This is a genomic window from Pseudomonas fragariae (ex Marin et al. 2024) (assembly GCF_059621105.1).
On sequence record NZ_CM184369.1, the window covers coordinates 1,170,766 to 1,195,000 of the forward strand.

The 24,235-nt window shown below is 57.0% G+C and carries 20 protein-coding genes and 1 tRNA gene; 5 read left to right on the forward strand and 16 right to left on the reverse strand.

Annotation, left to right across the window (positions count from 1 at the left end; all coding sequences use genetic code 11):
- Nucleotides 1–24: 24 nt before the first annotated feature.
- The 16 genes from AC54XV_RS05280 to AC54XV_RS05355 form a co-directional block, all read right to left on the reverse strand.
- Nucleotides 25–4,740 carry a glycosyltransferase gene (locus AC54XV_RS05280; RefSeq protein WP_496718087.1) on the reverse strand — a complete coding sequence of 1,572 codons (4,716 nt, stop codon included), beginning with the start codon at nt 4,738–4,740 and terminating at the stop codon, nt 25–27.
- Nucleotides 4,733–6,097 (reverse strand): ABC transporter ATP-binding protein, encoded by a 1,365-nt coding sequence (locus AC54XV_RS05285; protein WP_198699966.1) that lies wholly within the window; start codon nt 6,095–6,097, stop codon nt 4,733–4,735. Before AC54XV_RS05285 ends, AC54XV_RS05280 begins: the two co-directional genes overlap by 8 nt.
- The gene (locus tag AC54XV_RS05290) at nt 6,087–6,914 is read right to left on the reverse strand and encodes an ABC transporter permease (RefSeq protein ID WP_003404908.1); all 828 of its coding nucleotides are present in this window, start codon (nt 6,912–6,914) and stop codon (nt 6,087–6,089) included. Before AC54XV_RS05290 ends, AC54XV_RS05285 begins: the two co-directional genes overlap by 11 nt.
- On the reverse strand, nt 6,914–7,459 hold the full coding sequence (gene rfbC, locus AC54XV_RS05295) for a dTDP-4-dehydrorhamnose 3,5-epimerase (RefSeq protein WP_024660558.1): 546 nt from the start codon (nt 7,457–7,459) through the stop codon (nt 6,914–6,916). The genes AC54XV_RS05290 and rfbC overlap by 1 nt, the downstream gene beginning before the upstream one ends.
- A 691-nt stretch (nt 7,460–8,150) precedes the next feature.
- Nucleotides 8,151–9,062, reverse strand: coding sequence for a glycosyltransferase family 2 protein (locus AC54XV_RS05300; protein ID WP_024660559.1), 912 nt, complete (start codon nt 9,060–9,062; stop codon nt 8,151–8,153).
- A gap of 41 nt (nt 9,063–9,103) precedes the next feature.
- Nucleotides 9,104–9,994, reverse strand: coding sequence for a glucose-1-phosphate thymidylyltransferase RfbA (gene rfbA / locus AC54XV_RS05305; RefSeq protein WP_024660560.1), 891 nt, complete (start codon nt 9,992–9,994; stop codon nt 9,104–9,106).
- Nucleotides 9,991–10,896, reverse strand: coding sequence for a dTDP-4-dehydrorhamnose reductase (gene rfbD, locus AC54XV_RS05310; protein WP_024660561.1), 906 nt, complete (start codon nt 10,894–10,896; stop codon nt 9,991–9,993). The genes rfbA and rfbD overlap by 4 nt, the downstream gene beginning before the upstream one ends.
- Nucleotides 10,896–11,969, reverse strand: coding sequence for a dTDP-glucose 4,6-dehydratase (gene rfbB / locus AC54XV_RS05315; protein WP_058398332.1), 1,074 nt, complete (start codon nt 11,967–11,969; stop codon nt 10,896–10,898). The genes rfbD and rfbB overlap by 1 nt, the downstream gene beginning before the upstream one ends.
- A gap of 306 nt (nt 11,970–12,275) precedes the next feature.
- On the reverse strand, nt 12,276–13,376 hold the full coding sequence (gene ychF / locus AC54XV_RS05320) for a redox-regulated ATPase YchF (protein ID WP_003404927.1): 1,101 nt from the start codon (nt 13,374–13,376) through the stop codon (nt 12,276–12,278).
- Between the two features lie 21 nt (nt 13,377–13,397).
- Complete coding sequence (gene pth, locus AC54XV_RS05325) at nt 13,398–13,982, reverse strand: aminoacyl-tRNA hydrolase (protein ID WP_003317127.1); 585 nt, start codon at nt 13,980–13,982, stop codon at nt 13,398–13,400.
- A 164-nt stretch (nt 13,983–14,146) separates the two neighbouring features.
- On the reverse strand, nt 14,147–14,761 hold the full coding sequence (locus tag AC54XV_RS05330; protein WP_003317126.1) for a 50S ribosomal protein L25/general stress protein Ctc: 615 nt from the start codon (nt 14,759–14,761) through the stop codon (nt 14,147–14,149).
- Nucleotides 14,762–14,885: 124 nt separating this feature from the next.
- Nucleotides 14,886–15,827: a ribose-phosphate pyrophosphokinase gene (locus tag AC54XV_RS05335; protein WP_003317125.1), complete on the reverse strand. Its 942-nt coding sequence runs from the start codon at nt 15,825–15,827 to the stop codon at nt 14,886–14,888.
- A gap of 45 nt (nt 15,828–15,872) precedes the next feature.
- Nucleotides 15,873–15,947, reverse strand: a tRNA-Gln gene (locus tag AC54XV_RS05340).
- 37 nt (nt 15,948–15,984) lie between these two features.
- Nucleotides 15,985–16,833 (reverse strand): 4-(cytidine 5'-diphospho)-2-C-methyl-D-erythritol kinase, encoded by an 849-nt coding sequence (gene ispE / locus AC54XV_RS05345; protein WP_011266731.1) that lies wholly within the window; start codon nt 16,831–16,833, stop codon nt 15,985–15,987.
- A gap of 2 nt (nt 16,834–16,835) precedes the next feature.
- A complete protein-coding gene (gene lolB / locus AC54XV_RS05350) occupies nt 16,836–17,453 on the reverse strand; it encodes a lipoprotein insertase outer membrane protein LolB (protein ID WP_032656217.1) in 618 nt (205 codons plus the stop codon).
- 4 nt (nt 17,454–17,457) lie between these two features.
- Nucleotides 17,458–19,185, reverse strand: coding sequence for a tetratricopeptide repeat protein (locus AC54XV_RS05355; RefSeq protein WP_096134982.1), 1,728 nt, complete (start codon nt 19,183–19,185; stop codon nt 17,458–17,460).
- Nucleotides 19,186–19,411: 226 nt separating this feature from the next.
- On the opposite strand from AC54XV_RS05355, the gene hemA reads away from it, so the two are divergent.
- The 5 genes from hemA to murI are packed head-to-tail and all read left to right on the forward strand — an operon-like array spanning nt 19,412 to nt 24,174.
- Nucleotides 19,412–20,689: a glutamyl-tRNA reductase gene (gene hemA, locus AC54XV_RS05360; protein ID WP_003404937.1), complete on the forward strand. Its 1,278-nt coding sequence runs from the start codon at nt 19,412–19,414 to the stop codon at nt 20,687–20,689.
- Nucleotides 20,686–21,768 (forward strand): peptide chain release factor 1, encoded by a 1,083-nt coding sequence (prfA, locus tag AC54XV_RS05365; RefSeq protein ID WP_010430223.1) that lies wholly within the window; start codon nt 20,686–20,688, stop codon nt 21,766–21,768. Before hemA ends, prfA begins: the two co-directional genes overlap by 4 nt.
- The gene (gene prmC / locus AC54XV_RS05370) at nt 21,769–22,602 is read left to right on the forward strand and encodes a peptide chain release factor N(5)-glutamine methyltransferase (RefSeq protein WP_103754088.1); all 834 of its coding nucleotides are present in this window, start codon (nt 21,769–21,771) and stop codon (nt 22,600–22,602) included.
- Nucleotides 22,596–23,366: a molybdopterin-synthase adenylyltransferase MoeB gene (locus tag AC54XV_RS05375; RefSeq protein ID WP_496718093.1), complete on the forward strand. Its 771-nt coding sequence runs from the start codon at nt 22,596–22,598 to the stop codon at nt 23,364–23,366. The genes prmC and AC54XV_RS05375 overlap by 7 nt, the downstream gene beginning before the upstream one ends.
- Complete coding sequence (gene murI, locus AC54XV_RS05380; RefSeq protein ID WP_032656221.1) at nt 23,359–24,174, forward strand: glutamate racemase; 816 nt, start codon at nt 23,359–23,361, stop codon at nt 24,172–24,174. The genes AC54XV_RS05375 and murI overlap by 8 nt, the downstream gene beginning before the upstream one ends.
- Nucleotides 24,175–24,235 lie beyond the last annotated feature (61 nt).

Below are 24,235 nucleotides of genomic sequence, written 5' to 3' on the forward strand. Positions count from 1 at the left end.
GCGCCTTTTTGTAACTGAGCATTCTCAACTATTTGTCCTCGGAGGCCACGCCATACTAAAATCTTCATAATCCAGCGTCAGGTTCGGACTATAGGCATAGTCAGCTTGAATATCAGGCCAACGCGACTTGATGTATTCGATTTCTTTCGTGAAGCGTGCCTGTTTTTGCGGTGTGTCTTCCAGCCCACGCGTGGCGGACTCGTGATGGTAGAGCTCTGCAAAGGGCGTCCAGACGTTTACATAGCCTGCCTCTTTGACTTTCAGGCAGAAGTCCACGTCGTTGAAGGCAATTTTCAAATGCTCCTCTTCCAGACCACCGACCTGTTCAAAAGTCGATTTTCTGATAATCAGGCAGGCCGCCGTCACCGCTGACAGCTCCTGAATCAGCTCCGCCCTGCAAAAATAGCCAGGTGCGCCTTTGGGCAGATTCTTGTGGGAATGGCCCGCTACCCCACCCAGGCCGGTGATAACGCCGCCGTGCTGCAAGCGGTCATCTGGATACCAGAGACGCGCACCCACGGCGCCCACACCCGGTTGCAGGGCTATCGATACCATTTCGCTCAGCCACTCAGGCGAGCTGACCTCAATATCATTATTGATAAGCCCGATCAGTTCGCCATTCGCAATGCGTACCGCTGCGTTATTGAGTGCCGAGTAATTGAATGGGCCTTCATCGCGCATGACGCGAATGTTCTCTTCCTGATCAAGCTGAGCAAAATACTCAAGCGATTCTGGCTCGTCAGAGCCGTTGTCGATCAGAATGATTTCGTAATGCGTGTACGTAGTGAGTCGCTTGATACTGTCGATGCACTGTTTGACCAGTGCATGGGCATTTCGAGTCGGGATTACCAGGCTGACCAGCGGCTGGGAAGCCGGGAGCTTGTAGTGAACACGGTACATGCCCAGAGAGGAGAGCTCGGCAACGCCGACGTCCCCTTTACGTTGCAGGTGCTCATCCAGTGCCTTGACCCCGGCCAGCGCTGCATAAGGCTTTTCGTCACCTGCCATGGCGGTGCTGCCGGCGTGTATCCGCCAGTGGTAGAGCACGCGCGGGATATGAATAATCTGATTTCGCTCAAGCTTTTCTATGCAGCGCAATGCTAGGTCATAATCCTGTGCACCTTCAAAGCCGACCCGGAATTGCCCGACTTCGGTGACAAGATCTCGACGATAGGCGCCCAGGTGGCAAACCATGTTCTGCGAGCGGAACAGGAACTCATTCCAGTCTGACTTGAAGTGAGGCGAGCTGCGCGTACCGTCTGTGCTGATCTTGTCTTCATCGGAATAGATGAGCCCCGCGTCGGGATTCTCACGAATGGTGCGTGCCACCCAGTAGAGCGCATGCCTTGGCAGCAAGTCATCGTTATCCATCAACGCGACGAATTCGCCCGTGGCGACCTCCAGGGCCGAGTTACTGGCCGCGGATATATGTCCGTTGTGTTCGCGGAAGACGACTTTGATCCGCTCATCCTGAGCGCTCAGAGACTTCAGGTAGTCGATCACGCCCTGATCAGTCGAGGCGTCGTCAGCCAGGCAAAGCTCCCAACGCGGATATAACTGGGCGCAGACACTTTCTACCGCTTCACGCAGTAACTCCAGCGGCGGGTTGTAGACGGGCATGATGATGGAGATAACCGGCCCGCCACCCCAACCAACGATGTCGTCGTTGATACGACTGATTTTTGCATCGTCCAGGGTGTCGTACTTCTGAACCCAGAGTACGTAATCATGCCTGTTGCCGTGCAACGCTTGCGCTGCGTCACCTTTGGCCCATCGTGCTTGAGCAATGACGCCAGCAACCCCCCGCACCTGCCATACCTGATAGGCTTTCCTGGCGGTGCTGAGCAAACCACCACCGCGTCGAATGATCATCGGTAGCGAGGTGATGTTGCTTTTCGCTCTGTAAAGCGTCCTTGTCACTTTCCTGAGTGGCGCTGTTACCAGCCAGCTATAAGAGGACTGCATAGAGATGATATTCAGATTCAGGTTATGAACATGAGTATCTTTGGCTTCCAGCTCAAGCCGATGATTCTCCAACAACGTCAGGTTTTTGCTTTCAAGCCCCGTCAGTTCACGGCGCTGGTTCTGTTTCAGAGCCAGCGTTTCCGTTTCAAGGCTTGTCAGTGCCAGGTGATGGCTTTCTTTCAAGGACAGATTTTCGGCTTCAAGCTCCCTGATCGCGGTGTGGTGAGCGTCCAGCGCTGCCAAACGCTCGCCTTCGACCTCGATTAACTTGAATCGAAGATTTTCCTGCAGAGCGAGGTTTTGAGCTTCCAGATCCTCCCGCTCTTGCTGGTGAGCTTCTTGCGCAGCCAGCCTTTCAGCTTCAAGAGTCGCCAGCACCTGGCTATGACTCTCCTGAAGTGCAGCATTCGCAGCCTCGAGTTCCTGGACGGCCAGACGATAACTTTCCTGAAGCGTCGCGTTTGCGGCATCGAGCTCCATCACTTCCAGGCGATGGCTTTCCTGAATGGACAGGTTTTCATTTTCTATGTGAGCCAATGCCTGGCGATGGCTCTCTTGCTCGGCCAGATTTGCCGCCTCGATCGCTTCCAGCGCCGAGTGTTCCTTGAGGTTCTGATCCGCCGTCGTTTCAAGTGCCTGTTTGAGCTCTTCTTCCTGTTGAAGAAGTCGTTCAGCGACCTGACCTTCTGTGAGCAAGGTGAACGATATCTGGACTTTGAATGATTTACCGGTAATCAGCATATTGAGATCGGCAGGTAACATCACGTGCGGATCATCATTGAGCGCCATGAACAACGTGCCATTGGCATCGCTGGAAAATGCTGTGATACCTGCGGCGGCAAGGGGGGCATGCGTATTATCGTGCCACGCCCACAGTTCTGAGTTCGCGCTGTAGACCTTGATGACGCTGATCGAAAATGACTGTCTGACGTTCGTTGGATCGAAACGTAACGAGGCGCACCGGGCTGAAGCGGGGACGTCGAAAATAACCGTCTGAAAACCATCATGAACACGCTGGTTTTTTGTTCGGTCTTCAGAGAACGCGCCTGCGGTATCGCCCAGATAAAGCGTTGCCATTTTAGGCGTTTCGTTTAGTTGAGAACCGGTTTTCTGGATCGTCGCATCGGGCGCCCAGTTCAGAAAGCTGGCGGCCTCACGACCGGTGACCCTTTCCTGGAAGAGGGCTTCCAGCGCGGCAAAGCGATTGAGGTCTTGATCCGTCACAGTAAGGCCGACGCTGGCCATCAATTGAATGATGAAGTCGCGCCTGCTGATCATGGTTGCTGTGGGATGGAACGGAACTGCGCTGGCAATCAGCAGCAGCAAACCACGCATCAGCAAATGCCCCAGCTCCACACCTTCGACCATTTCCCATTCGATGTCGATCAGGTGCGGCTGGCCTTCGCTGTCAAGGATGATGTTCTGTGCAACGGCATCGATATAGTGGCCTGGCAGACGTTCGTCTACATGATCAAGTGCAAGATCATGGCCTTCTGATGCAAGCAGCCGTTTGAGGCTGTTTACATACAGTGAAAGGTACGGTGTGAAGGTGGCCACGTCCCAGTTGTGAGTTGACGCAGCTTCATAGAATTTCAGGCTGAGCAGCGAGCCTTTGGCGTAACCATGAGCGTCCGGCAGAATGAACCGATGCGCATCTTCCGGGCTTTCCGGAACCGGGTTATCACTAAGGCGGTGGTAGCGAACCTCGATACCTTCTGGCGTCTCGACGAACACGGTCGCTTTACAATATTCGGCATTGCGCCCTGTGCTGTAGTGGTACGCAAGGGTATTACCTGGCACTACCTGTTCCGGCTTGCATGAAGCGACGACGAGGAAAGAGTTGGCGAGGTCCATACCCAGATGGTTATCAATGACAACGGGCCAGGCTCTTTCCAGGTTGAACGTCGTGTTCGCAGGCAGTTGTGGATCTTTACGAGTGTTCTGGCAGGCCAGCGCAGCCGCGTCGAAGTCTTGAGACCTGAAGCCGCTTTCAGTAATGATCGAGTTCGGAATCTTGTAATCGGGGTAGGGCGATAGAAAGTCCGACGCCATGAACCCTGCGCGGGCAATAAGCGCTTGTAGCTCTTTACGGCCAAATGTTTTCGGCTGCCGGTCTACATACCGTCCTTCGATGCCATACATGGCGACGCCGACATGATCTTCCGGCGCGCCTGCAAAATATTTCAGACCCAGCTGGTTCTCGATGGCGATAAACAAATGGCCGTCGGGCTTCAGCAGTTTTCGAACGCGATTCAACATGCCGAAGGCTGGATCGGCATCTGCGCTGAACATACTGGCGTATTCAAGAACGCCGATGAGTGTTACGACGTCGAACTGCTGATCAAGCTTGAAATCATCAAAGCGTTCAGCCAGTACCGTAACGTTATCCAGATCTCTGGTTCTGCTGGAAGCAATCGCGGCGCGGCGCGGGCTACCCTCTAAAGACAGAACCGTGGCGCCTGCTTCGCCGAGGTAACGGCTGATTGCGCCGCATCCGGCACCTATTTCAAGAATCGATTTGCCTTTGATAAGGCTCTCGAAGGGGCGAAAGATATTTCCACGGCTGGAGGTCAGGTGATAAAGCTTCGGCCAATCGGTGCAATATTGCGGAAGCTCGCTTGACAGGACTGATACGTCCTTCGCCTCACGTACGATTTTCGCCAGTTCGTTCTCGGAGTTGTCGCCATCGCTATAGGCGATGCCCTGGTAATCGGAACGCACCCAGACACCTGTGTCCGCATCCAGGTTATAGCCGTATTTATCAAGCTCAAACATCAACAAGTACCGGTTCAATTTCCATGGAGGCGCCCAGGTCTATCAAGCCCAGAAGCTTCGGAGTAGGTTCTACGACGAAATGTATCGAATCATAGCGCCGGTCGTGAGGCACGATGTCTTCGCTTTGCCGAGAGGCGATACCGATGGAAATGAAGTAATCACCGGTCGCCAGCGCGTTTCTGAATTTCACTCGCGCTTTTGCCTGTTTGCCAGCGCTGCCTATCAGGCCTGCGCCCTCGCAATCCTGCATGTAAGAGTTGGTGCCGTATACGGTGACACCCTCTTTGGTCTTGATCGTAAAGCCGATAATCGGGTTGACCACAGTGCGATTGAATTGCAGGGCCAGATCAAGAACGATTTCCTCGCCTGATTCAACGCTGTTGGGAAACTCCCTACCCGATGCATTCATATGGAAGTCGAGCAGTGTTGCAGCTCCATCCCCCCAACGGTACTCATGAGGGTTGTAACCAGGCCTGCTGGCGTATACGTCTTCATCAAAACGCAGCGCTATCTTGTCGGTTTCGACTGGGGCGGTTTCCACTCGCTCTGCTTCGGCGAGGTCCAGGCTCTTGTCGGTGATAGGGCTCTTCTCACGCCCGAACAGAAGGTCCGTGTAGCGGTTGATGACCGGGCGCGATTCGCCAATCATCTCGATCCTGCTCTTTTCCAGCAAAATCGCGCGATTACAGTGGGTGACCACTTGTTCGCTGGAGTGCGTGACCAGCAGGATACTGGTGCCATTTTCTTTCAACTGCCTGAGGCGCTCAAAGCACTTGGCCTGGAATCGTGCATCGCCAACGGAAAGTGCCTCATCCACGACAAGGATTTCCGGATCGACCTGGGCCTGGACTGCAAACGCCAGGCGTACGGCCATGCCGCTCGAGTAGGACTTGACCGGCTGATCGAGGAATTCGCCAATGTCGGCAAAGCCGGCGATCGCGTCAAAGCGCTCGTCCACTTCGTCACGCGTCAGCCCAAGCACAGCTGCGTTCAGATAAACGTTTTCGCGGCCGGTAAACTCGGGGTTGAAGCCAGACCCCAGCTCCAGCAAGGCCGCTACCCGGCCACGTGTGTGAATCTCGCCGACAGTCGGGTTCAATGTTCCGCAGATGATCTGCAGCAAGGTTGACTTGCCTGAACCATTGCGGCCCACGATGCCGACTGTTTCGCCTTTGCCGACGTCGAAGCTGACGTCGCGCAGGGCCCAGAACTCCTTGCCATAAGTAGTGGTCGGCTGTCCTGACCAGCGCTGAATTCTAGGCACCAAGGCTTGTTTCAAGCGGTCGTGGGGCTTGTCGTACGTGTAAAAACACTTCGAGACGTTTTGTACGCTGATAACCGGTTGATCAGATGACATCAGCGAATCCTTTACGTGTTTTTTGGAAGAACCAGAACCCCATGGCAGCAATGACTGCGCCAATCACAATGGCGATACCCAGGCTGTCCCAGTGCGGGAGGTTGCCGAACAGCAGTACGCTACGGCTCTCTTCGATAATGTAGGTAAGCGGGTTCATCTGCAGCCAAGGGCGATAGACCTCAGGAAGCGCCGCCACCGGGTAAAGAACCGGCGACAGAAACAGCAGGACAGTGGTCAGAACCGTGATGACATGGCCGACATCGCGTAAGTAGACGCCCAGGGATGCGAGAAACCAGCTGATACCCAGTGTGCCCAAAATCAGCGGCACCAGAATCAGCGGGAACAACAGCGCCGTCCAGAAAAGCGTATGCGAGATCAGCAACTGTGCGATCACCAGCACTATCAGGCTGATGCAACTGTGGAAGAGCGCCGAACCCAAAGTGATAACCGGCAGAATCTCCAGAGGAAACACCACCTTCTTGACGTAATTGCTATTACTCATCACCAGCGAAGGTGCTCTGTTGGCACACTCTGCAAACAAGCCATGCACGATCATCCCGACGAACAGCAGAATAGCGAAGCCGCCTTTGCCAGTGTCGACTCCGACCCAACGCGCGCTGAAGATTTCAGAGAACACGAAGGTATATACCGCCAGCATCAACACCGGGTTGAAGAATGACCACGCCAGGCCCATCACCGAGCCACGGTAGCGCCCGATGACTTCTCGCTTGGTCATTTGCGAGATCAATGAGCGGTTGGTCCACAGGCTGCTGACGAGCCGCAAAGGGCCCGCCGAGGGGGTTTTATGAGGGTTCATTAAGCGAACACCTCGGCGTCTTCGAGTACGACGGCTTTCTGATCTTTAGCAGACAGGGAAGGTGCTTCGCCGAATGGCCAGTCGATGCCCACGGTGGCGTCGTTCCAGGCAAGGCTGCGTTCATGTTCCGGCGCCCAGTAATCGGTGGTCTTGTAAAGAAATTCGGCGCTTTCGGACAGAACAACGAAGCCGTGCGCAAAGCCTTCCGGAATCCACAGTTGTTTTTTGTTTTCGGCGGTGAGATGCAGTCCCACCCATTTGCCGAAGGTCGGGGAGCTCTTGCGCAGGTCGACCGCAACGTCAAAGACTTCTCCGACGGTGACTCGGACAAGCTTGCCCTGTGGCTGTTGAATTTGGTAATGCAAACCGCGAAGAACGCCCTTCACCGAACGCGAGTGGTTGTCCTGAACGAACTTCACAGGCCGCCCAACCACCTCTTCGAATGCCTTCTGGTTGAAGCTTTCAAAGAAAAAACCGCGATCGTCGCCGAAGGTCTTGGGCTCGAATACGATGACGTCTGGAATGGCGAGGCGTGTTGCATTCATAGGTAACGTATCTCCGGGATGCTCATCAGGGTCTGCTCATAAGGCCCTGGCAGGGGCAGGCATGTGTTGAAAAAAGCCTGCGCCATGGAATTTGATTGCGCCATTAAAACGCGTTTCACGATATCGAGGCTCATGGGCGTCGGGTGCGCCATAGGCTGTCCACCTGGGCGGAAAATGTCTGCGCTGGATAAGGGGGTAGTTCTGTTATGACTGTGGGGCGCGGGGCATGCATCGTCTATTTGTAGTTTTCCGACGTAGGTTCCGACGATGAGCAACACAAGGTCTTCATTGCAGGACGGTTTTACGAATTGAAGCGTGTCCGGTATCTGAGCTCATGGCCGTATGGGTGACTCAAACTCTGTCATCCTTGGTTGGGCGGTACAAGTGACCCCACCTTCCGAGGCTGGTTCCGCTCACCCCGGTTACACCGGCTTCTTTGTGCTTTTGATACCGAAAACAAAGGCCTGCACATTAACATAAGCCGCCGCCGGAGAACATTCGGTGCCCTGCGAAATTAAGCGGTTTCGGTACTGTGACCGATGCCCGGCCATGCGGCGGCTAAAGTTCTCTGTGGCTTTGGGCGCAGATGTTGAAAACCCGTATTTTCAGAAGGTTGCGATGCCTGATCATCGGTTTAATCAGGCAGCATCGCTGTGGCTGGGCCAGAAGGGCGCGAGTGGCTATCTGGCAGTCAACGCTTGCTTAGCATTGCTGTAAGGCAGGCAATAATGAAGAAGATCTTGTCTCTCGGTCTCCTGCGGCATTGCGCTGCCTTGAACGCGAGCTTCAGGAACGACAGCCGCGTACTCACGTGTTTCCCCGCAGGATGCAGTTGGCTGTCTCCGATCAACTGGCCAATCAGCACTACCTGCTCGGCCCACCAACCGTCAGCAATCTTTTTCAGTCGACTGATGAGTGAGGCAAGCCCGGTGTTGGCGCCAACCTGATTGTTGGCGTGTTGACGGTAGTCCATGCCGGGAACCGGATCGATAAGCCAGCGGAAGCCGTGACTGCGAGCAAATGCGTAACAGTACCAGTCGTGCAGGCTGACGGCCTGAGCTGCATCCCAGTGGGAAAGGAGGGACGACTTGAAGGCATCTGCAAGCCGGCGATTCATCACATAGGTGCAGCCGGGGCCCGCGGCTTCGAACAGATAGTCCCACTGGACCTGAGGCTGAGCCTTGTCCAGCAGTACACGCTGACCATCCGGCCAGAATGCGGTGACATTGCTGGAATAGGCATCATGATGACCCTGCGCCAAAGCCGCTACGGCGCGCTGAAGCTTGTCCGGATGCCAGATATCATCTTGATCGGAGAACGCTACGTAATCGAATGTCGAGAAGTCGACATCCCGGATCAAGCGAAAGAAGTTGCGTGACGCTCCGCCAAATCGTCCGGCAGGCGGCAGCAGGGAGATACTCGCATGGTGCTGAGCGTAGTCGGCACACCATGCTTCAGTGCCGTCCGTGGAGGTATCGACACTGATGAACACGCTGACGCAGACGTTTGTCTGCTTCAGGATTGAATCAAGTTGCGCCTCTATCCACGCCATACCGTTATAGGCTGCCAATAGCACGGCTACCTTGGGAAAAACAGATGACATACTGTTCGCAGCCTTGCGGTATGGGATAGAGGTTTGCAGTCTTAGAACGAGCCCAGATCCAGCAGCTTCTGCAGATACTGGCCGTAGCCGGTCTTCTTCAGCTTCTGAGCCTGTTCACCCAACTGAGCGGCGTTGATCCAGCCGTTGGTGTAGGCGATCTCTTCCAGGCAGGCAACTTTCCAGCCCTGACGCTGCTCGATGGTGTGCACGAAATGGCTCGCTTCCAGCAGCGACTCATGAGTGCCCGTGTCCAGCCACGCAAAGCCACGACCGAGAATTTCTACGGTCAGGCTCTTCTGCTCGAGGTAAGCACGGTTTACATCAGTGATTTCCAGCTCGCCGCGCTCGGAAGGTTTGATATTCTTTGCGATTTCGACGACCTGATTGTCGTAGAAGTACAGGCCGGTGACTGCATAGCTCGACTTCGGTGCTTCAGGCTTCTCTTCGATGCTCAAGGCGCGACCGGTTTCGTCGAACTCGACAACGCCAAAGCGCTCAGGATCGGAAACGTGGTAACCGAAGACCGTAGCGCCGCTGGTCTGCTGGCTGGCCGAGCGCAGGTTGTCGGAGAAGTGCTGACCGTAAAAGATGTTGTCGCCCAGAATCAGGCAGCAAGGATCTTCACCGATGAACTCTTCGCCGATGATGAACGCCTGTGCCAGACCGTCAGGTGTAGGTTGTTCAGCATAAGTAAGCTGAATACCGTACTGGCTGCCATCGCCCAGCAGTTTACGGAAGCTTGGCAAGTCTTCTGGTGTCGAGATGATCAGGACTTCACGCATCCCCGCCAGCATCAGCACTGAAAGAGGGTAAAAAATCATCGGCTTGTCGTAGATAGGCAGCATCTGCTTGGATACGCCAAGGGTGAGCGGGTGCAGACGAGTGCCCGAGCCGCCGGCCAGGATGATGCCTTTACGATTAATGGTGGTCATTTGTTCAAAGTTTCCATGAGCATTCGGGCTACACCACTTTGCCAGTCAGGCAGGTGCAGAGAAAAATTGTGGCGCAGCTTTTCTGTGTTCAGACGCGAATTCAGAGGGCGTTGCGCGGGTGTAGGGTATTCGATCGTGCCGATGGGATTGATCGTTTCCACCGCCAGGGGTTCCCCGTTGGCGCGGGCGAAATCAATCACATATTGCGCGTAGGCATGCCATGACACTTCGCCGGCCGGTGCCAGGTTGTAGATGCCACACAAATCCGGCTTCGCCAGCGTTTGAAGCAGGGCAGCCGTCGCTATGTCGGCCAGCAACTCCGCACCTGTAGGCGCTCCAATCTGATCGGCAATCACATTGAGCGCCGGGCGATCTTTTGCGAGGCGCAACATGGTTTTGGCAAAGTTGTTGCCACGTGCCGCGTAAACCCAACTGGTACGGAAGATCAGGTGCTTGCAGCCTGAGGCAGCGATAAGTTGCTCGCCTTCAAGTTTGGTCGCGCCGTAATAGTTGACCGGCGACACCGCATCGCTTTCTTTCCATGCGGTGTTGCCTGAACCGTCGAACACATAGTCGGTCGAGTAATGAACCAATAGCGCGTCCAGCGTGCGCGCTTCTTCTGCCAGGACCTGACTGGCCAAGGCATTGACCTTGTGCGCGAGCTCACGCTCGGTTTCGGCCTTGTCGACAGCGGTATAGGCTGCGGCGTTGACGATAACCTGAGGTTTAACGCTGCGAATGGTCTTGCGCAAGCCATCCAGATCAGAAAGATCGCCAGAAAGCTCGCCATAAGCCGTCGATACGCTATGGCGGTCAAGAGCGACAACTTCACCCACTACAGCGAGTGAACGTTGCAACTCCCAACCCACTTGGCCGTTTTTGCCCAGCAGAAGAATTTTCATCATTTATCGGCGCGCGCTGTGTAGTTCTTGTCGATCCATTGCTGGTAGCTTCCGCTCTTCACGTGAGCAACCCACTCCGGGTTATCGAGATACCATTGCACCGTCTTGCGGATGCCGGATTCGAAGCTTTCTTCCGGCACCCAGCCCAGCTCACGCTGAATCTTGCTGGCATCAATCGCGTAGCGCAGATCATGGCCCGGGCGGTCCTGCACATAAGTGATCAGGCTGGCATGCGGGCGATGGGCTGAGTCCGGACGCAGTTGGTCGAGCAGGGCGCAGACAGTGTTGACCACTTCGAGGTTCTGCTTCTCGTTGTGACCACCGATGTTATAGGTTTCGCCGATCTCGCCTTCGGTGACGACTTTGTACAATGCGCGGGCGTGGTCTTCTACGTAGAGCCAGTCACGAACCTGATCACCTTTGCCGTAGATAGGCAGCGGTTTGCCTTCAAGCGCATTGAGAATGATCAGCGGGATCAGCTTCTCTGGGAAATGGCACGGGCCGTAATTGTTGGAGCAGTTGGTCACCAGAGTAGGCAGGCCGTAGGTACGGCTCCAGGCGCGTACCAGGTGGTCAGAGCTGGCCTTGCTGGCCGAGTAGGGTGAGCTTGGCTGGTAAGGGGTGGTCTCGGTGAAGAGATCTTCCGGACCTTCCAGGTCGCCATACACTTCATCGGTGGAAATATGATGAAAGCGGAAGTTGGCCTTGCGTGCTTCGTCCAGTTGGCTCCAGTAGCCACGCGCAGCTTCAAGCAGCGTATAGGTGCCGATGATGTTGGTCTGGATAAACTCCGAAGGGCCTGTGATCGAGCGATCGACATGCGATTCGGCCGCCAGGTGCATCACGGCATCGGGCTGATGTTCTTTGAAAGCCCGATCCACGTCATCACGGTTGCAGATATCGACATGCTCAAACGCATAGCGCTCGCTTTGATCGGCTGACTGCAGCGACTCGAGGTTGCCTGCATAGGTCAGCTTGTCGACGTTAACGACGGAATCGGTTGTGTTGGCAATGATGTGCCTGATGACCGCCGAACCGATGAAGCCAGCACCGCCTGTTACTAAGATCTTCAAAAGAGTATCTACCTTGGGTTGTGACAAGGCTCTGCCCGGTCCGTGGAAACAATCGCTGATCGGCCTTCGTCTTTCAGACATCTGCTGCGTTAAACATGAATGTTTAAATGACGTGGATGAGCGATGGTTAAAAAACGACATTTTACATATAAAAACAGACATCCCCATCAAAAATTTGAGGGTGTCGGCGATAGTGTGGAGCGCTTGAGCATGGCGGTCCATAAAAACGCGAAAGCCCCGGATAATGGGGCCTTCGCGGTGATCGGAGCGCGCTCTTGCCGAGCGCCCTCTGGGTATGCGTGATGCTTACACGTTAAACCGGAAATGCATCACATCACCGTCCTTGACGATGTATTCCTTGCCTTCCAGACGCCACTTGCCGGCTTCCTTGGCACCTGACTCACCCTTGAACTGGATGAAGTCGTCATATGCCACCACTTCGGCGCGGATGAAGCCTTTTTCGAAGTCGGTGTGGATCACGCCTGCGGCTTGTGGTGCGGTGGCACCGACGCGGACGGTCCAGGCGCGGACTTCTTCGACGCCAGCGGTGAAGTAGGTCTGCAGGTGGAGCATTTCGTAGCCAGCGCGGATCACGCGGTTCAGGCCGGGTTCTTCGAGGCCCAGGGCTTCGAGGAACATGTCCTTCTCTTCGCCGTCATCAAGCTCGGCGATTTCGGCTTCGATCTTGTTGCAGACCGGCACCAGCATTGCGCCTTCTTCTTCGGCGATGGCGCGGACCACGTCCAGCAGCGGGTTGTTCTCGAAGCCGTCTTCGGCGACGTTGGCGATGTACATGACCGGCTTGGTGGTCAGCAGGTGGAAGCCACGGATGGTGGCTTTCTCGTCGTTGCTCATGCTCTTCATCAGGCTGCGTGCAGGCTTGCCTTCGCTGAAGTGTGCAATCAACTGTTCCAGCAGGCCTTTCTGGACCACTGCGTCCTTGTCGCCGCCCTTGGCGTTGCGGGTGACCTTTTGCAGTTGCTTCTCGCAGCTGTCGAGGTCGGCGAAGATCAGTTCCAGATCGATGATCTCGATGTCGCGCTTGGGGTCGACGCTGTTGGAAACGTGAATCACGTTCTCGTCTTCAAAGCAGCGCACCACGTGAGCAATGGCATCGGTCTCGCGGATGTTGGCGAGAAACTTGTTGCCCAGGCCTTCGCCCTTCGAAGCGCCTGCCACGAGGCCGGCGATGTCGACGAACTCCATGGTGGTCGGCAGGATGCGTTTCGGGTTGACGATGGCAGCCAGGGCCGCCAGACGCGGGTCGGGCATCGGCACGATACCGCTGTTCGGCTCGATGGTGCAGAAGGGGAAGTTCTCGGCCGCGATACCAGATTTGGTCAGGGCGTTGAACAGGGTGGACTTGCCGACGTTAGGCAGGCCGACGATGCCGCAATTGAATCCCATGGTGTTTCCCCTCGAGTGATGTCAGGCCTTCTGGCTGTGCAGGTTTTTCATCGCCCGGTTCCATTCACCGGCGAAGATATCCGGCAGCACGCCGAGGGCAAAGTCGATACTGGCGTCCAGTTTTTCCTGTTCGGCGCGTGGCGCTCGACCCAGGACAAAGCCGGATACCTTGCTGGCATCGCCCGGGTGGCCAATGCCAAGCCGCAAGCGATGGAATGTGTTCTGGTTGCCGAGCTGCGCAATGATGTCGCGCAGCCCGTTATGACCGCCATGGCCGCCACCCACTTTGAGTTTGGCAACGCCCGGAGGCAGGTCCAGTTCGTCATGCGCCACCAGAATCGACTCGACCGGGATGCGATAAAAGCCCGCGAGTGCCGCGACAGCCTGGCCGCTGCGGTTCATGTAAGTGGTGGGAATCAGCAGACGAACATCCTGACCCTGGTGCGTGAAGCGCCCGGTCAGGCCAAAGAATTTGCGCTCGGGAACGAGGTTAACTCGTTGCGCCGCAGCAATACGCTCAACAAAAAAAGCCCCTGCGTTATGCCGGGTCTGTTCGTATTCGGCGCCTGGATTTCCCAGGCCCACGATCAGTTGTATGGCGGTCACGACAGGGGCTCTTCCTTTGGAGTTGAGGGTTGAACCGCTGACGACAGCGGCAATGTGGGCGAAAACTGCTCATTTACCATGATGTAAACTCAGCGATCTCGCCCGCTTTGCCTGCTATCGCTCGCGATGTCTCCTGAGCAACTCCGACGTTACCAAGTAATGAATTACTCGGCAGCGCCTTCTTCAGCTTCACCTTCTTCTTCGTCTTTGACGATACGCGGTGCGTGGACGTTGGCGATTGCCAGGTCAGTACCGTGTGCCAAAGCGACGAACTCAACGCCTTTAGGGGCTTTCAGTTCGGACAGGTGAACGTTGTCACCTACTTCCAGCGCGCCCAGATCGACTTCGATGAACTCAGGCAGGTCTTTCGGCAGGCAGGTCACTTCCAGTTCAGTGGTAGTGTGCGAGATCTCGCCGCCTTTCTTGACCGGAGCTTCTTCGTTCAGGAAGTGGATCGGCACGATTGCGGTCAGTTTCTGGCCGGCAATAACGCGCACGAAGTCAGCGTGCATCACGTGGCCTTTGGCCGGGTGACGTTGCAGCGCCTTGATGATGACGTTTTGCTTCTTGCCACCAACGTTCAGCTCGATGATGTGGCTGTAGGCCGCATCGTTTTCCAGCAGTTTGGCAACTTCCTTGGCCAGCATGCTGATGGACTCGGGGGCTTTGTCGCCACCGTAGACGACAGCTGGAACCAGGCTAGCGAGACGACGCAGGCGGCGGCTCGCACCTTTCCCCAGGTCGGAACGCTGTTCTGCATTCAGGGTAAATTCGTTCATGTTGTATCTCCAAATTAACCACATCCACCGTTGCGTTTGCGACCAGCGCTCGGATGGTATGGGCAAAAAAGCCCCGCCCTGACCGGATGTCAGGGCGGGGCGCTTTTCGTCTGCGTGATGTCAGTTAACGGAACATCGCGCTGATCGATTCTTCGTTGCTGATGCGGCGAACCGCTTCGGCGACTACCGGGGCAATATCCAGTTGACGGATACGGCCACAGGCTTGAGCAGCGGCGGACAACGGGATGGTGTTGGTCACCACCAGTTCGTCCAGCACGGAATTTTCAATGTTTTCGATCGCCCGACCCGACAGCACAGGGTGTGTGCAGTAGGCGAAGACCTTGGCAGCACCATGCTCTTTCAGGGCCTTGGCCGCGTGGCACAGCGTGCCGGCGGTATCGACCATGTCATCGACCAGAATGCAGGTACGCCCTTCGACATCACCAATGATATGCATCACTTCGGAGTGATTGGCTTTCTCACGGCGTTTGTCGATGATACCGAGATCGACACCCAGGGATTTGGCGACAGCACGTGCACGCACGACACCACCGATGTCCGGGGAAACGATCATCAGGTTTTCGAAGCGCTGATCTTCGATGTCATCCACCAGAACGGGGGAGCCATAGATGTTATCTACCGGAATGTCGAAGAAGCCCTGAATCTGGTCAGCATGCAGATCAACCGTGAGCACACGGTCGATTCCCACTACGGTCAGCATATCAGCGACAACTTTTGCGCTGATGGCAACACGTGCGGAACGCGGACGGCGATCCTGGCGGGCATAACCAAAGTAGGGAATCACAGCAGTGATTCGGGACGCTGAGGAGCGACGGAAGGCATCAGCCATCACGACGAGTTCCATCAGGTTGTCGTTCGTGGGTGCGCAGGTCGGCTGAATGATAAAGACGTCTTTACCGCGGACGTTTTCATTAATCTCAGTGCTGATTTCGCCGTCGGAGAATTTTCCAACAGAAACATCACCCAGTGGGATATGCAGCTGACGTACTACACGCCGAGCGAGATCGGGGTTTGCATTCCCCGTAAAGACCATCATCTTGGACACGCGCAGTACCTAGAGGCTGAGGGTAACCTGGATGAGTATAGAAAATGGCAGGGGCGGCTGGATTCGAACCAACGCATGGCAGGATCAAAACCTGCTGCCTTACCGCTTGGCGACGCCCCTGTATTGAATCAATCGAGTGCCTGGCACTCAATTCCTGCTACAGAATTTGCAGCTTGCGATGCAACATCGAGATGTTGCTTCCTTTCGCTACGAACCCCGTAAGGGTCTCTGTAAGAAGGGCCGAGACTTTATCAGCTTCAGCTTTGTTTGGGAAGGCCCCAAACACACAACTTCCAGTTCCGGTTAATTTTGCTTCGGTAAATTTACCTAACAAATTCAAAGCGTTACGTACTTCTGGGTAACGCCTCTCTACAACCGCCTTACAGTCATTTCGACTGTTTCCCTTGGGAACGGGGCGCACTTTAATGGGCGGCGTGTCGCGTGTCAACAACGGATCTGAAAAAATTTCTGCTGTACTTACAGATACTTGCGGGACGAGCACCAAATACCAGGGTTCTTCCGGGTCAACCGGGGTGAGAATTTCGCCGACGCCCTCAGCAAAAGCGGCATGTCCACGTACGAAAACCGGTACATCGGCGCCCAGTGTCAGCCCCAGTTGCGCCAGACGATCCTCATCCCAGCCGAGCTGCCATAAATGATTCAGGGCCAGCAGGGTGGTCGCTGCATCCGAGCTGCCGCCGCCGATACCGCCACCCATGGGCAGGCGTTTTTCCAGCCAGATGTCCATGCCCAGTGTACAACCGGACTGTTGTTGCAGGGCACGGGCGGCTTTGACGATCAGGTTACTGTCATGCGGGACGCCGGGAACGTCGGTCTGCAGGTGAATCTCGCCATCTTCGCGAACGCTAAAACCCAGTTCGTCGCCGTAATCGAGAAACTGAAACAGCGTCTGCAGTTCGTGATAACCGTCAGGACGACGTCCGAGAATGTGCAGCATGAGGTTGAGTTTTGCCGGGGCAGGCAAAACCAGTTGTGGCGTGCTCATGCTCATTGCCCCAGTTTGCGAGGCTGCCAGTCCTTGATGACCAGCGTTACATCCAGATCCTGCCCGTGCAGCTTGACGCGCTCCGGCAGCCAATAGCCGCTCTGTTCGACGTAGCTGAGGTATTCCACCTGCCAGCCATCCTGTTCAAGGCTGGCCAGTCGGCTGTCGCCATCGAGTGTCACGTTGCTTTTGCTGTCCGGTGCCGGTAAACCGCGTACCCACCATACGAGGTGCGACACGGGCAGTTTCCAGCCCAGTTGATCCTGCAGCAGTGATTCTGGCGAGGTGGCTTCGTAGCGGCCCTGATTGGCGACTTCGAGCACCACGGCGCCTGGCCTGCCGGTGAGTCGCGCTGCACCACGACCGAGCGGGCCGGACAGGCGGATATCGTAGTAATCCTGGCGCTGCAGCCAGAACAGGGTGCCGCTGCCGGAATCTTTCGGCGCGCGGATACCGACCTTGCCGTTGATCTGCCAGCCATCGAGGCTGCTCAGTTGCTGTTTGTGCTCGCGCCATTGCGCGGGGTCACCCTTGCCCTGAACGGCTTCGCGGGAGGTGAGGCCGGCGCAGCCGGTGAGCAGGGCGATGAGGCTGAATACGATTACGTGGCGCAAAAACATAACGTCAAAGGGTCTCTGATCCGGTCAAGCGTCGCAATGTGCTGCGCAGGACGGTGCTGTCGGGTTGTTGTTCAAGGGCCTTGGCCCAGACTTTTTTGGCTTCGCGCTGCTCGCCCTTGGCCCAGAGTACTTCGCCCAGGTGGGCGGCCACTTCGTGGTCGGGGAAGCGTTCGAGTGCCTGACGCAGGTAGCGCTCGGCATCGTCCAGATTGCCCAAGCGGTAGTTCACCCAGCCAAGGCTGTCGAGCACTGCCGGATCGTCGGGGCTGATCTTGTGGGCTTTTTCGATCAGGTCGCGTGCCTCGCTATAACGCGTCGTGCGATCGGAAAGGGTGTAGCCCAGCGCATTCAGCGCCATGGCGTTTTCCGGTTCGCGCTTGATGATGGTGCGCAGGTCTTTTTCCATCTGCGCCAGATCATTGCGTTTTTCAGCCAGCATGGCGCGGGTGTACAGCAGGTTGGCGTCGTCCGGGTATTGCTTGAGCGCCTGATTCAGCACCTGCCAGCCACGGTCCAGTTGATCATTGCTGGTCAGGGTTTCGGCTTCGATCAGGTACAGCTGGATTGCATAATCGGGCTCTTCGGCGCGCGCTTCGGACAGCCGTTTGGCGGCTTCGGCACCGTTACCGTTGCTGACCAGAATATCGGCCTGGCGCAATTGCGCCGCCAGGAAGTCCGGGCCGGGACCGACCTGAGCGTATTCGTTGAGCGCGCTTTGCGGGTCATCGCGCTCTTCGTGGATGCGGCCCAGATTCAAATGCGCCGAATCGACATGCGCGCCACGGGCGATCAGCTCTTCCAGATAGCCCGCTGCTTCGTCCCAGGCCTTGGCTTCAAGACACACCAGGGCCAGCGAAAAGCGCAGCTCGTCGTCATCCGGATACTGCTGCAAGAGCGCGGAAAACTGCACTTTGGCATCTTCCATGCGGTTCTGCTCGACGAGCATGCGCGCATAGGTCAGGCGCAGGCGCTTGTCGTCGGGGTATTTCTTGATGCTTTTTTCCAGCAGGGGCACCGCTTCCTTGCCTCGATTCATGCTTTGCAGCAGGCGGGCGTGCAGCAGGATCGGCGCGATTTCACCTTCTTTCGGCGGGTTGTCTTCAAGCAGTTTCAGCGATTGTTCGGAATCGCCGTTCTGCTGCAGCAACAGCGCCTTGCCGAAAATCAGCTGGCCGTTGTTCGGGTATTTGCCCAGCAGTCGGTCAAAGCTCTTGAGCAGACCATTGCGGGTGTCCGAATCTGTTTCGGCCGCCGACAGGGCCAGAAAATCGAAGTGCGTGTCGCCCTGGCCTTGCAGAACTCTCTCCATGTACACAAGGGAATCGTCGTAACGCCCGGCGCGCGCCAGTTGAATGGCGGCAGCTCGTTGCGCTTCAAGATTGCCCGGCGCGTTCCTCGCCCAGATCAGTGCGGTATCCAGCGCCGATTGATCGGCACCCATGTACTCGGCGATCTGATAAGCGCGCTCCGAGACCCCCGGATCCTGAGTCTTGATCGCCTGGGTCACGTAGTTGTCCAGGGCGATGTCGAAGCGGTTGCGCTGGCCAGCCAGCTCCGCACTCAACAGGCTGACCAGGGTGTCCTGAGTGAACGAACCATAGACCTGTGGCTTGGCTTCAGGCGCTGGCGGGGCGTCCTTTTGAGCGGGCACAGGCTGTGACGAGGCGGGAGTCATGGACTGACAGCCACCCAGAAAGGCGAGAGCAAGGAACAACGCGGAGGATCTATTCATATATAAGAAGGGCGGCTTACCTGCGGTGGGAGCATCATGACACAAGGCTGTTGGCAAAACCCACAGCCGTCGGAAAAACTGATGCAATGCGTGTGTTTGCAGTGTCGCGGAGCCGAAAGCACGGTCTGCGACGAGCGATTGTAGTGGGACAATAATATGTGGTGGTTGTTCTGAGCTTATCGAAGTAGGACAATTACCGGCTTCACGTCACCACCTGCGACCCTGAATGGCCTTCCTTGCACTCGGTATCAACCATAAGACCGCCTCGGTCGACGTTCGCGAGCGTGTGGCATTTACCCCGGAACAGCTGGTCGAGGCATTGCAGCAGCTCTGCCAACTGACGGAAAGCCGCGAGGCTGCGATCCTTTCTACCTGCAACCGCAGCGAGTTGTACATCGAACACGAGCACCTTGGCGCGGACAGTATTCTTGCCTGGCTGGCCAATTATCATCACCTCAGTCTTGAAGAATTGCGTGCCAGTGCTTACGTGCACGAAGATGACGCTGCCGTGCGGCACATGATGCGTGTCGCCTCGGGGCTCGATTCGCTGGTGCTTGGCGAGCCGCAGATTCTCGGTCAGATGAAGTCCGCCTACGCGGTTGCCCGCGAAGCCGGCACGGTCGGGCCGTTGCTTGGTCGACTGTTTCAGGCGACGTTCAGCGCTGCCAAACAGGTACGTACCGACACTGCCATTGGCGAAAACCCGGTCTCTGTGGCCTTTGCTGCAGTCAGCCTGGCGAAACAGATTTTCAGTGACCTGCAACGCAGCCAGGCCTTGTTGATCGGTGCAGGCGAGACCATTACTCTGGTCGCCCGGCATCTGCATGATCTGGGCGTCAAGCGTATCGTGGTCGCCAACCGCACGCTGGAACGCGCCAGCATGCTTGCCGCCGAGTTCGGTGCGCACGCGGTGCTGTTGTCGGACATCCCGGCGGAACTGGTCAACAGCGATATCGTGATCAGCTCCACCGCCAGCCAGTTGCCGATTCTGGGCAAGGGCGCCGTGGAAAGCGCGTTGAAGCTGCGCAAGCACAAACCGATTTTCATGGTCGATATCGCCGTACCGCGGGATATCGAGCCTGAAGTCGGCGAGCTGGACGATGTTTACCTGTACAGCGTTGATGACCTGCATGAAGTGGTGGCAGAAAATCTCAAGAGCCGCCAGGGCGCGGCGCTGGCCGCCGAGCAGCTGGTCAGCGTGGGTGCCGAGGACTTCATGTCGCGCCTGCGCGAACTGGCCGCAGTCGACGTGCTGCGTGCCTATCGTCAGCAAAGCGAACGGCTGCGTGACGAAGAGCTGAGCAAGGCGCAACGTATGCTGGCCAACGGCAGCAATGCCGAGGACGTACTGATCCAGCTGGCACGTGGTCTGACCAACAAATTGCTGCATGCACCCAGCGTGCAGCTCAAGAAGCTGTCTGCCGAAGGTCGCGTCGATGCGCTGGCCATGGCCCAGGAACTTTTTGCCCTCGGTGAGGGCTCGACGGATAAACCCCCGCAATGAAAGCTTCACTGCTCAATAAGCTGGATGTGCTCAGCGACCGTTTCGAGGAACTGACCGCGCTGCTCGGCGACGCGGAAGTCATCAGCGACCAGACACGCTTTCGCGCCTATTCCCGTGAATACGCTGAAGTGGAGCCAGTCGTTGCGCTCTACGCGCAGTTGCTCAGGGTGCAGGGCGACCTGGAGGGCGCACAGGCGCTGCTCAAGGACAGCGATCCGGACATGCGCGAAATGGCCGTCGAGGAAGTTCGCGAAACCAAACAGCAACTGGTCGAGCTGGAAGCGCAATTGCAGCGCATGCTGTTGCCGAAGGACCCGAACGACGGTCGTAACGTGTTTCTGGAAATCCGCGCAGGCACCGGTGGCGATGAAGCGGCGATCTTCTCCGGCGACCTGTTCCGCATGTATTCGCGTTACGCCGAGCGGCGTGGCTGGCGCGTCGAGATTCTTTCCGAAAACGAAGGCGAGCATGGCGGCTACAAGGAAGTCATTGCACGTGTCGAGGGGGAAAGCGTCTACGGCAAGCTGAAATTCGAGTCCGGTGCGCACCGTGTGCAGCGTGTTCCGGAGACCGAATCCCAGGGCCGCATCCATACCTCAGCCTGTACGGTTGCGGTGTTGCCGGAGCCTGACGAGCAGCAGGCGATCGAGATCAACCCTGCCGACCTGCGTGTCGATACCTACCGCTCTTCGGGCGCTGGTGGACAGCACGTCAATAAAACCGACTCGGCGATCCGCATCACCCACTTGCCGTCGGGTATTGTCGTCGAGTGCCAGGAAGAGCGTTCGCAGCACAAGAACAGAGCCCGGGCAATGTCCTGGCTATCTGCCAAACTGAATGATCAGCAGACCAGCGCGGCGGCCAATGCCATTGCCAGCGAGCGCAAGCTGCTGGTCGGCTCGGGCGATCGGTCCGAGCGCATACGTACGTATAACTTCCCTCAGGGGCGAGTGACGGATCACCGCGTGAACCTGACTCTGTATTCGCTGGATGAAGTTCTGGCGGGCGGGGTCGATGCAGTGATAGAGCCGCTACTCGCTGAATATCAGGCTGATCAACTTGCGGCACTGGGTGAGTAAATGACCATCATCGCAAGTGTACTCAGAAGCGCCGAGCTTCCCGATTCACCGACTGCACGGCTTGATGCCGAGCTGCTGCTGGCGGCGGCGCTGGGCAAACCACGCAGTTTTCTGCACACCTGGCCCGAACGCATCGTCAGCACCGAAGCCGCCGTGGCATTCGCCGGCTACATGGAGCGCCGCAGCAAGGGCGAGCCGGTCGCTTACATCCTCGGCCAGCAGGGCTTCTGGAAGCTGGATCTGGAAGTCGCCCCACACACGTTGATCCCGCGCCCCGAAACCGAAATGCTGGTCGAGGCGGCACTGGAACTGGTGCCTGCCTTCGCACCCGCTCAGGTGCTGGACCTCGGCACCGGCACCGGCGCAATTGCGCTGGCGCTGGCCAACGACCGCCAGCAATGGAAGGTCACCGCGGTTGACCGTGTGCCAGAGGCCGTCGCCTTGGCTGAGCGTAACCGGCAGCGCTTGCAACTGAACAACGCCGAAGTCTTTGAAAGCCACTGGTTCGGTGGCCTGCAAGGTCGACAGTTCGACCTGATCATCAGCAACCCGCCGTACATCTCTGACGCAGATCCGCATCTGTCGGCTGGCGACGTGCGTTTTGAGCCGAGCAGTGCGCTGGTGGCCGGTTCCGACGGGCTGGATGACTTGCGCACGATCATCGAACAGGCGCCTGCACATCTAAATGCGGATGGCTGGCTGCTGCTGGAGCACGGCTACGATCAGGGACCTGCGGTGCGTGAGCTGCTGATTCGCCAAGGCTTCGAGCGTATTCAGACGCGCCGTGATCTGGGCGAGCATGAGCGCATCACGTTCGGATGCAAGCTGTGCTGAGTGATCAGGAGCTGCTGCGCTACAGTCGCCAGATTCTGCTGCAACATGTTGATATCAATGGCCAGCTAAGACTCAAGCAAAGTCGTGCGCTGGTCGTGGGCGTCGGCGGGCTTGGCTCGCCGGTGGCCCTGTATCTGGCCGCCGCTGGGGTTGGTGAGCTGCATCTGGCGGATTTCGATCACGTCGACCTGACCAACCTGCAACGCCAGATCATCCACGACACTCAGAGCATCGGGCAGGCCAAGGTAGATTCGGCCATCACCCGGCTCAATGCGATCAATCCCGAGATCACCCTTGTCGCTCATCGTACAGCGCTGGATACCGACTCACTGGATGCGGCGGTACAGGCTGTCGATCTGGTGCTCGATTGCTCGGATAATTTTGCCACTCGCGAAGCGGTCAATGCCGCCTGTGTCGCTGCCGGCAAGCCGTTGGTCAGTGGTGCGGCCATTCGGCTTGAAGGGCAGTTGTCGGTGTTCGACCCGCGTCGTGCGGACAGCCCTTGTTACCATTGTCTGTACGGGCATGGCAGCGAAGCCGAACTGACCTGCAGCGAGGCCGGTGTCATCGGGCCGCTGGTCGGCCTGGTTGGCAGCCTGCAAGCGCTGGAGGCGTTGAAACTGCTGGCCGGCTTTGGCGAACCCATGGTCGGTCGACTGTTATTGATCGACGCCTTGAGCACGCGTTTCCGTGAACTGAAGGTCAAGCGTGACCCGGCGTGCAGCGTCTGTGGTCCGGCCAGTGTGCAGGGCGAGCATGCGTGACGTGCATATGAGCCATGGCGGCGATGCACCGGTCGGAATCTTCGATTCCGGGGTCGGTGGTCTGTCGGTGCTCAATGAAATCCGCCAGCTGTTGCCCAGCGAGTCGCTGCTGTATCTGGCGGACTGCGGGCACATTCCCTACGGTGAAAAGACTCCCGAATTCATCATCGAGCGATGCCTGACGATTGCCGGGTTTTTCCGCGAGCAGGGGGCCAAGGCGCTGGTCGTCGCCTGCAACACGGCTACTGCCGCAGGTGTGTCGCATATACGTCAGCGCTACCCGGACTGGCCGATTGTCGGTATGGAACCAGCGGTCAAACCGGCTGCCGAGGCGACCCGCAGCGGCGTTGTCGGCGTGCTGGCGACTACCGGAACGCTACAAAGCGCCCGCTTTGCGGCCTTGCTGGACCGTTTTGCCAACGATGTGCGGGTCGTGACCCAGCCGTGCCCCGGGCTGGTCGAACTGATCGAAACCGGCGACCTGGTCAGTCCGCAAATCCGTCAATTGCTGCAGCATTATGTCGAGCCGTTGCTGGCAGCGCGCTGTGACACGATCATTCTGGGCTGTACTCATTACCCGTTTCTCAAGCCATTGCTGCGCGAAATGCTCCCCGAATCGGTCACCCTGATCGATACCGGAGCCGCAGTGGCGCGGCAGCTGCAGCGTCTTTTGGCGCGGTCCGGCCTGCTTGCCAGTGGTGTCGCCCGAGACACTGTGTATTGGTCTAGTGACATACCGGACAATTTCAGAAAAATCCTACCTTTTTTGTCGCAAAACGTCGGCAATGTGAGAAGCTTCCGTTTGTAAAAAAAACGTGAAAAAAAGCGCTTTTGGGGTGAACTTACGTCGCCTCCGCGGCTTCTATAAA

Excerpts from the sequence above, each read along its gene's own strand:
- hemA (WP_003404937.1), top strand. The coding sequence starts at position 19,412 with ATGGCCTTCCTTGCACTCGGTATCAACCATAAGACCGCCTCGGTCGAC.
- AC54XV_RS05355 (WP_096134982.1), bottom strand. The coding sequence starts at position 19,185 with ATGAATAGATCCTCCGCGTTGTTCCTTGCTCTCGCCTTTCTGGGTGGC.
- prmC (WP_103754088.1), top strand. The coding sequence starts at position 21,769 with ATGACCATCATCGCAAGTGTACTCAGAAGCGCCGAGCTTCCCGATTCA.
- rfbA (WP_024660560.1), bottom strand. The coding sequence starts at position 9,994 with ATGACCACCATTAATCGTAAAGGCATCATCCTGGCCGGCGGCTCGGGC.
- prfA (WP_010430223.1), top strand. The coding sequence starts at position 20,686 with ATGAAAGCTTCACTGCTCAATAAGCTGGATGTGCTCAGCGACCGTTTC.
- AC54XV_RS05280 (WP_496718087.1), bottom strand. The coding sequence starts at position 4,740 with ATGTTTGAGCTTGATAAATACGGCTATAACCTGGATGCGGACACAGGT.
- murI (WP_032656221.1), top strand. The coding sequence starts at position 23,359 with ATGCGTGACGTGCATATGAGCCATGGCGGCGATGCACCGGTCGGAATC.
- rfbC (WP_024660558.1), bottom strand. The coding sequence starts at position 7,459 with ATGAATGCAACACGCCTCGCCATTCCAGACGTCATCGTATTCGAGCCC.
- AC54XV_RS05300 (WP_024660559.1), bottom strand. The coding sequence starts at position 9,062 with ATGTCATCTGTTTTTCCCAAGGTAGCCGTGCTATTGGCAGCCTATAAC.
- rfbD (WP_024660561.1), bottom strand. The coding sequence starts at position 10,896 with ATGAAAATTCTTCTGCTGGGCAAAAACGGCCAAGTGGGTTGGGAGTTG.
- ispE (WP_011266731.1), bottom strand. The coding sequence starts at position 16,833 with ATGAGCACGCCACAACTGGTTTTGCCTGCCCCGGCAAAACTCAACCTC.
- ychF (WP_003404927.1), bottom strand. The coding sequence starts at position 13,376 with ATGGGATTCAATTGCGGCATCGTCGGCCTGCCTAACGTCGGCAAGTCC.
- AC54XV_RS05330 (WP_003317126.1), bottom strand. The coding sequence starts at position 14,761 with ATGAACGAATTTACCCTGAATGCAGAACAGCGTTCCGACCTGGGGAAA.
- AC54XV_RS05285 (WP_198699966.1), bottom strand. The coding sequence starts at position 6,097 with ATGTCATCTGATCAACCGGTTATCAGCGTACAAAACGTCTCGAAGTGT.
- lolB (WP_032656217.1), bottom strand. The coding sequence starts at position 17,453 with ATGTTTTTGCGCCACGTAATCGTATTCAGCCTCATCGCCCTGCTCACC.
- AC54XV_RS05290 (WP_003404908.1), bottom strand. The coding sequence starts at position 6,914 with ATGAACCCTCATAAAACCCCCTCGGCGGGCCCTTTGCGGCTCGTCAGC.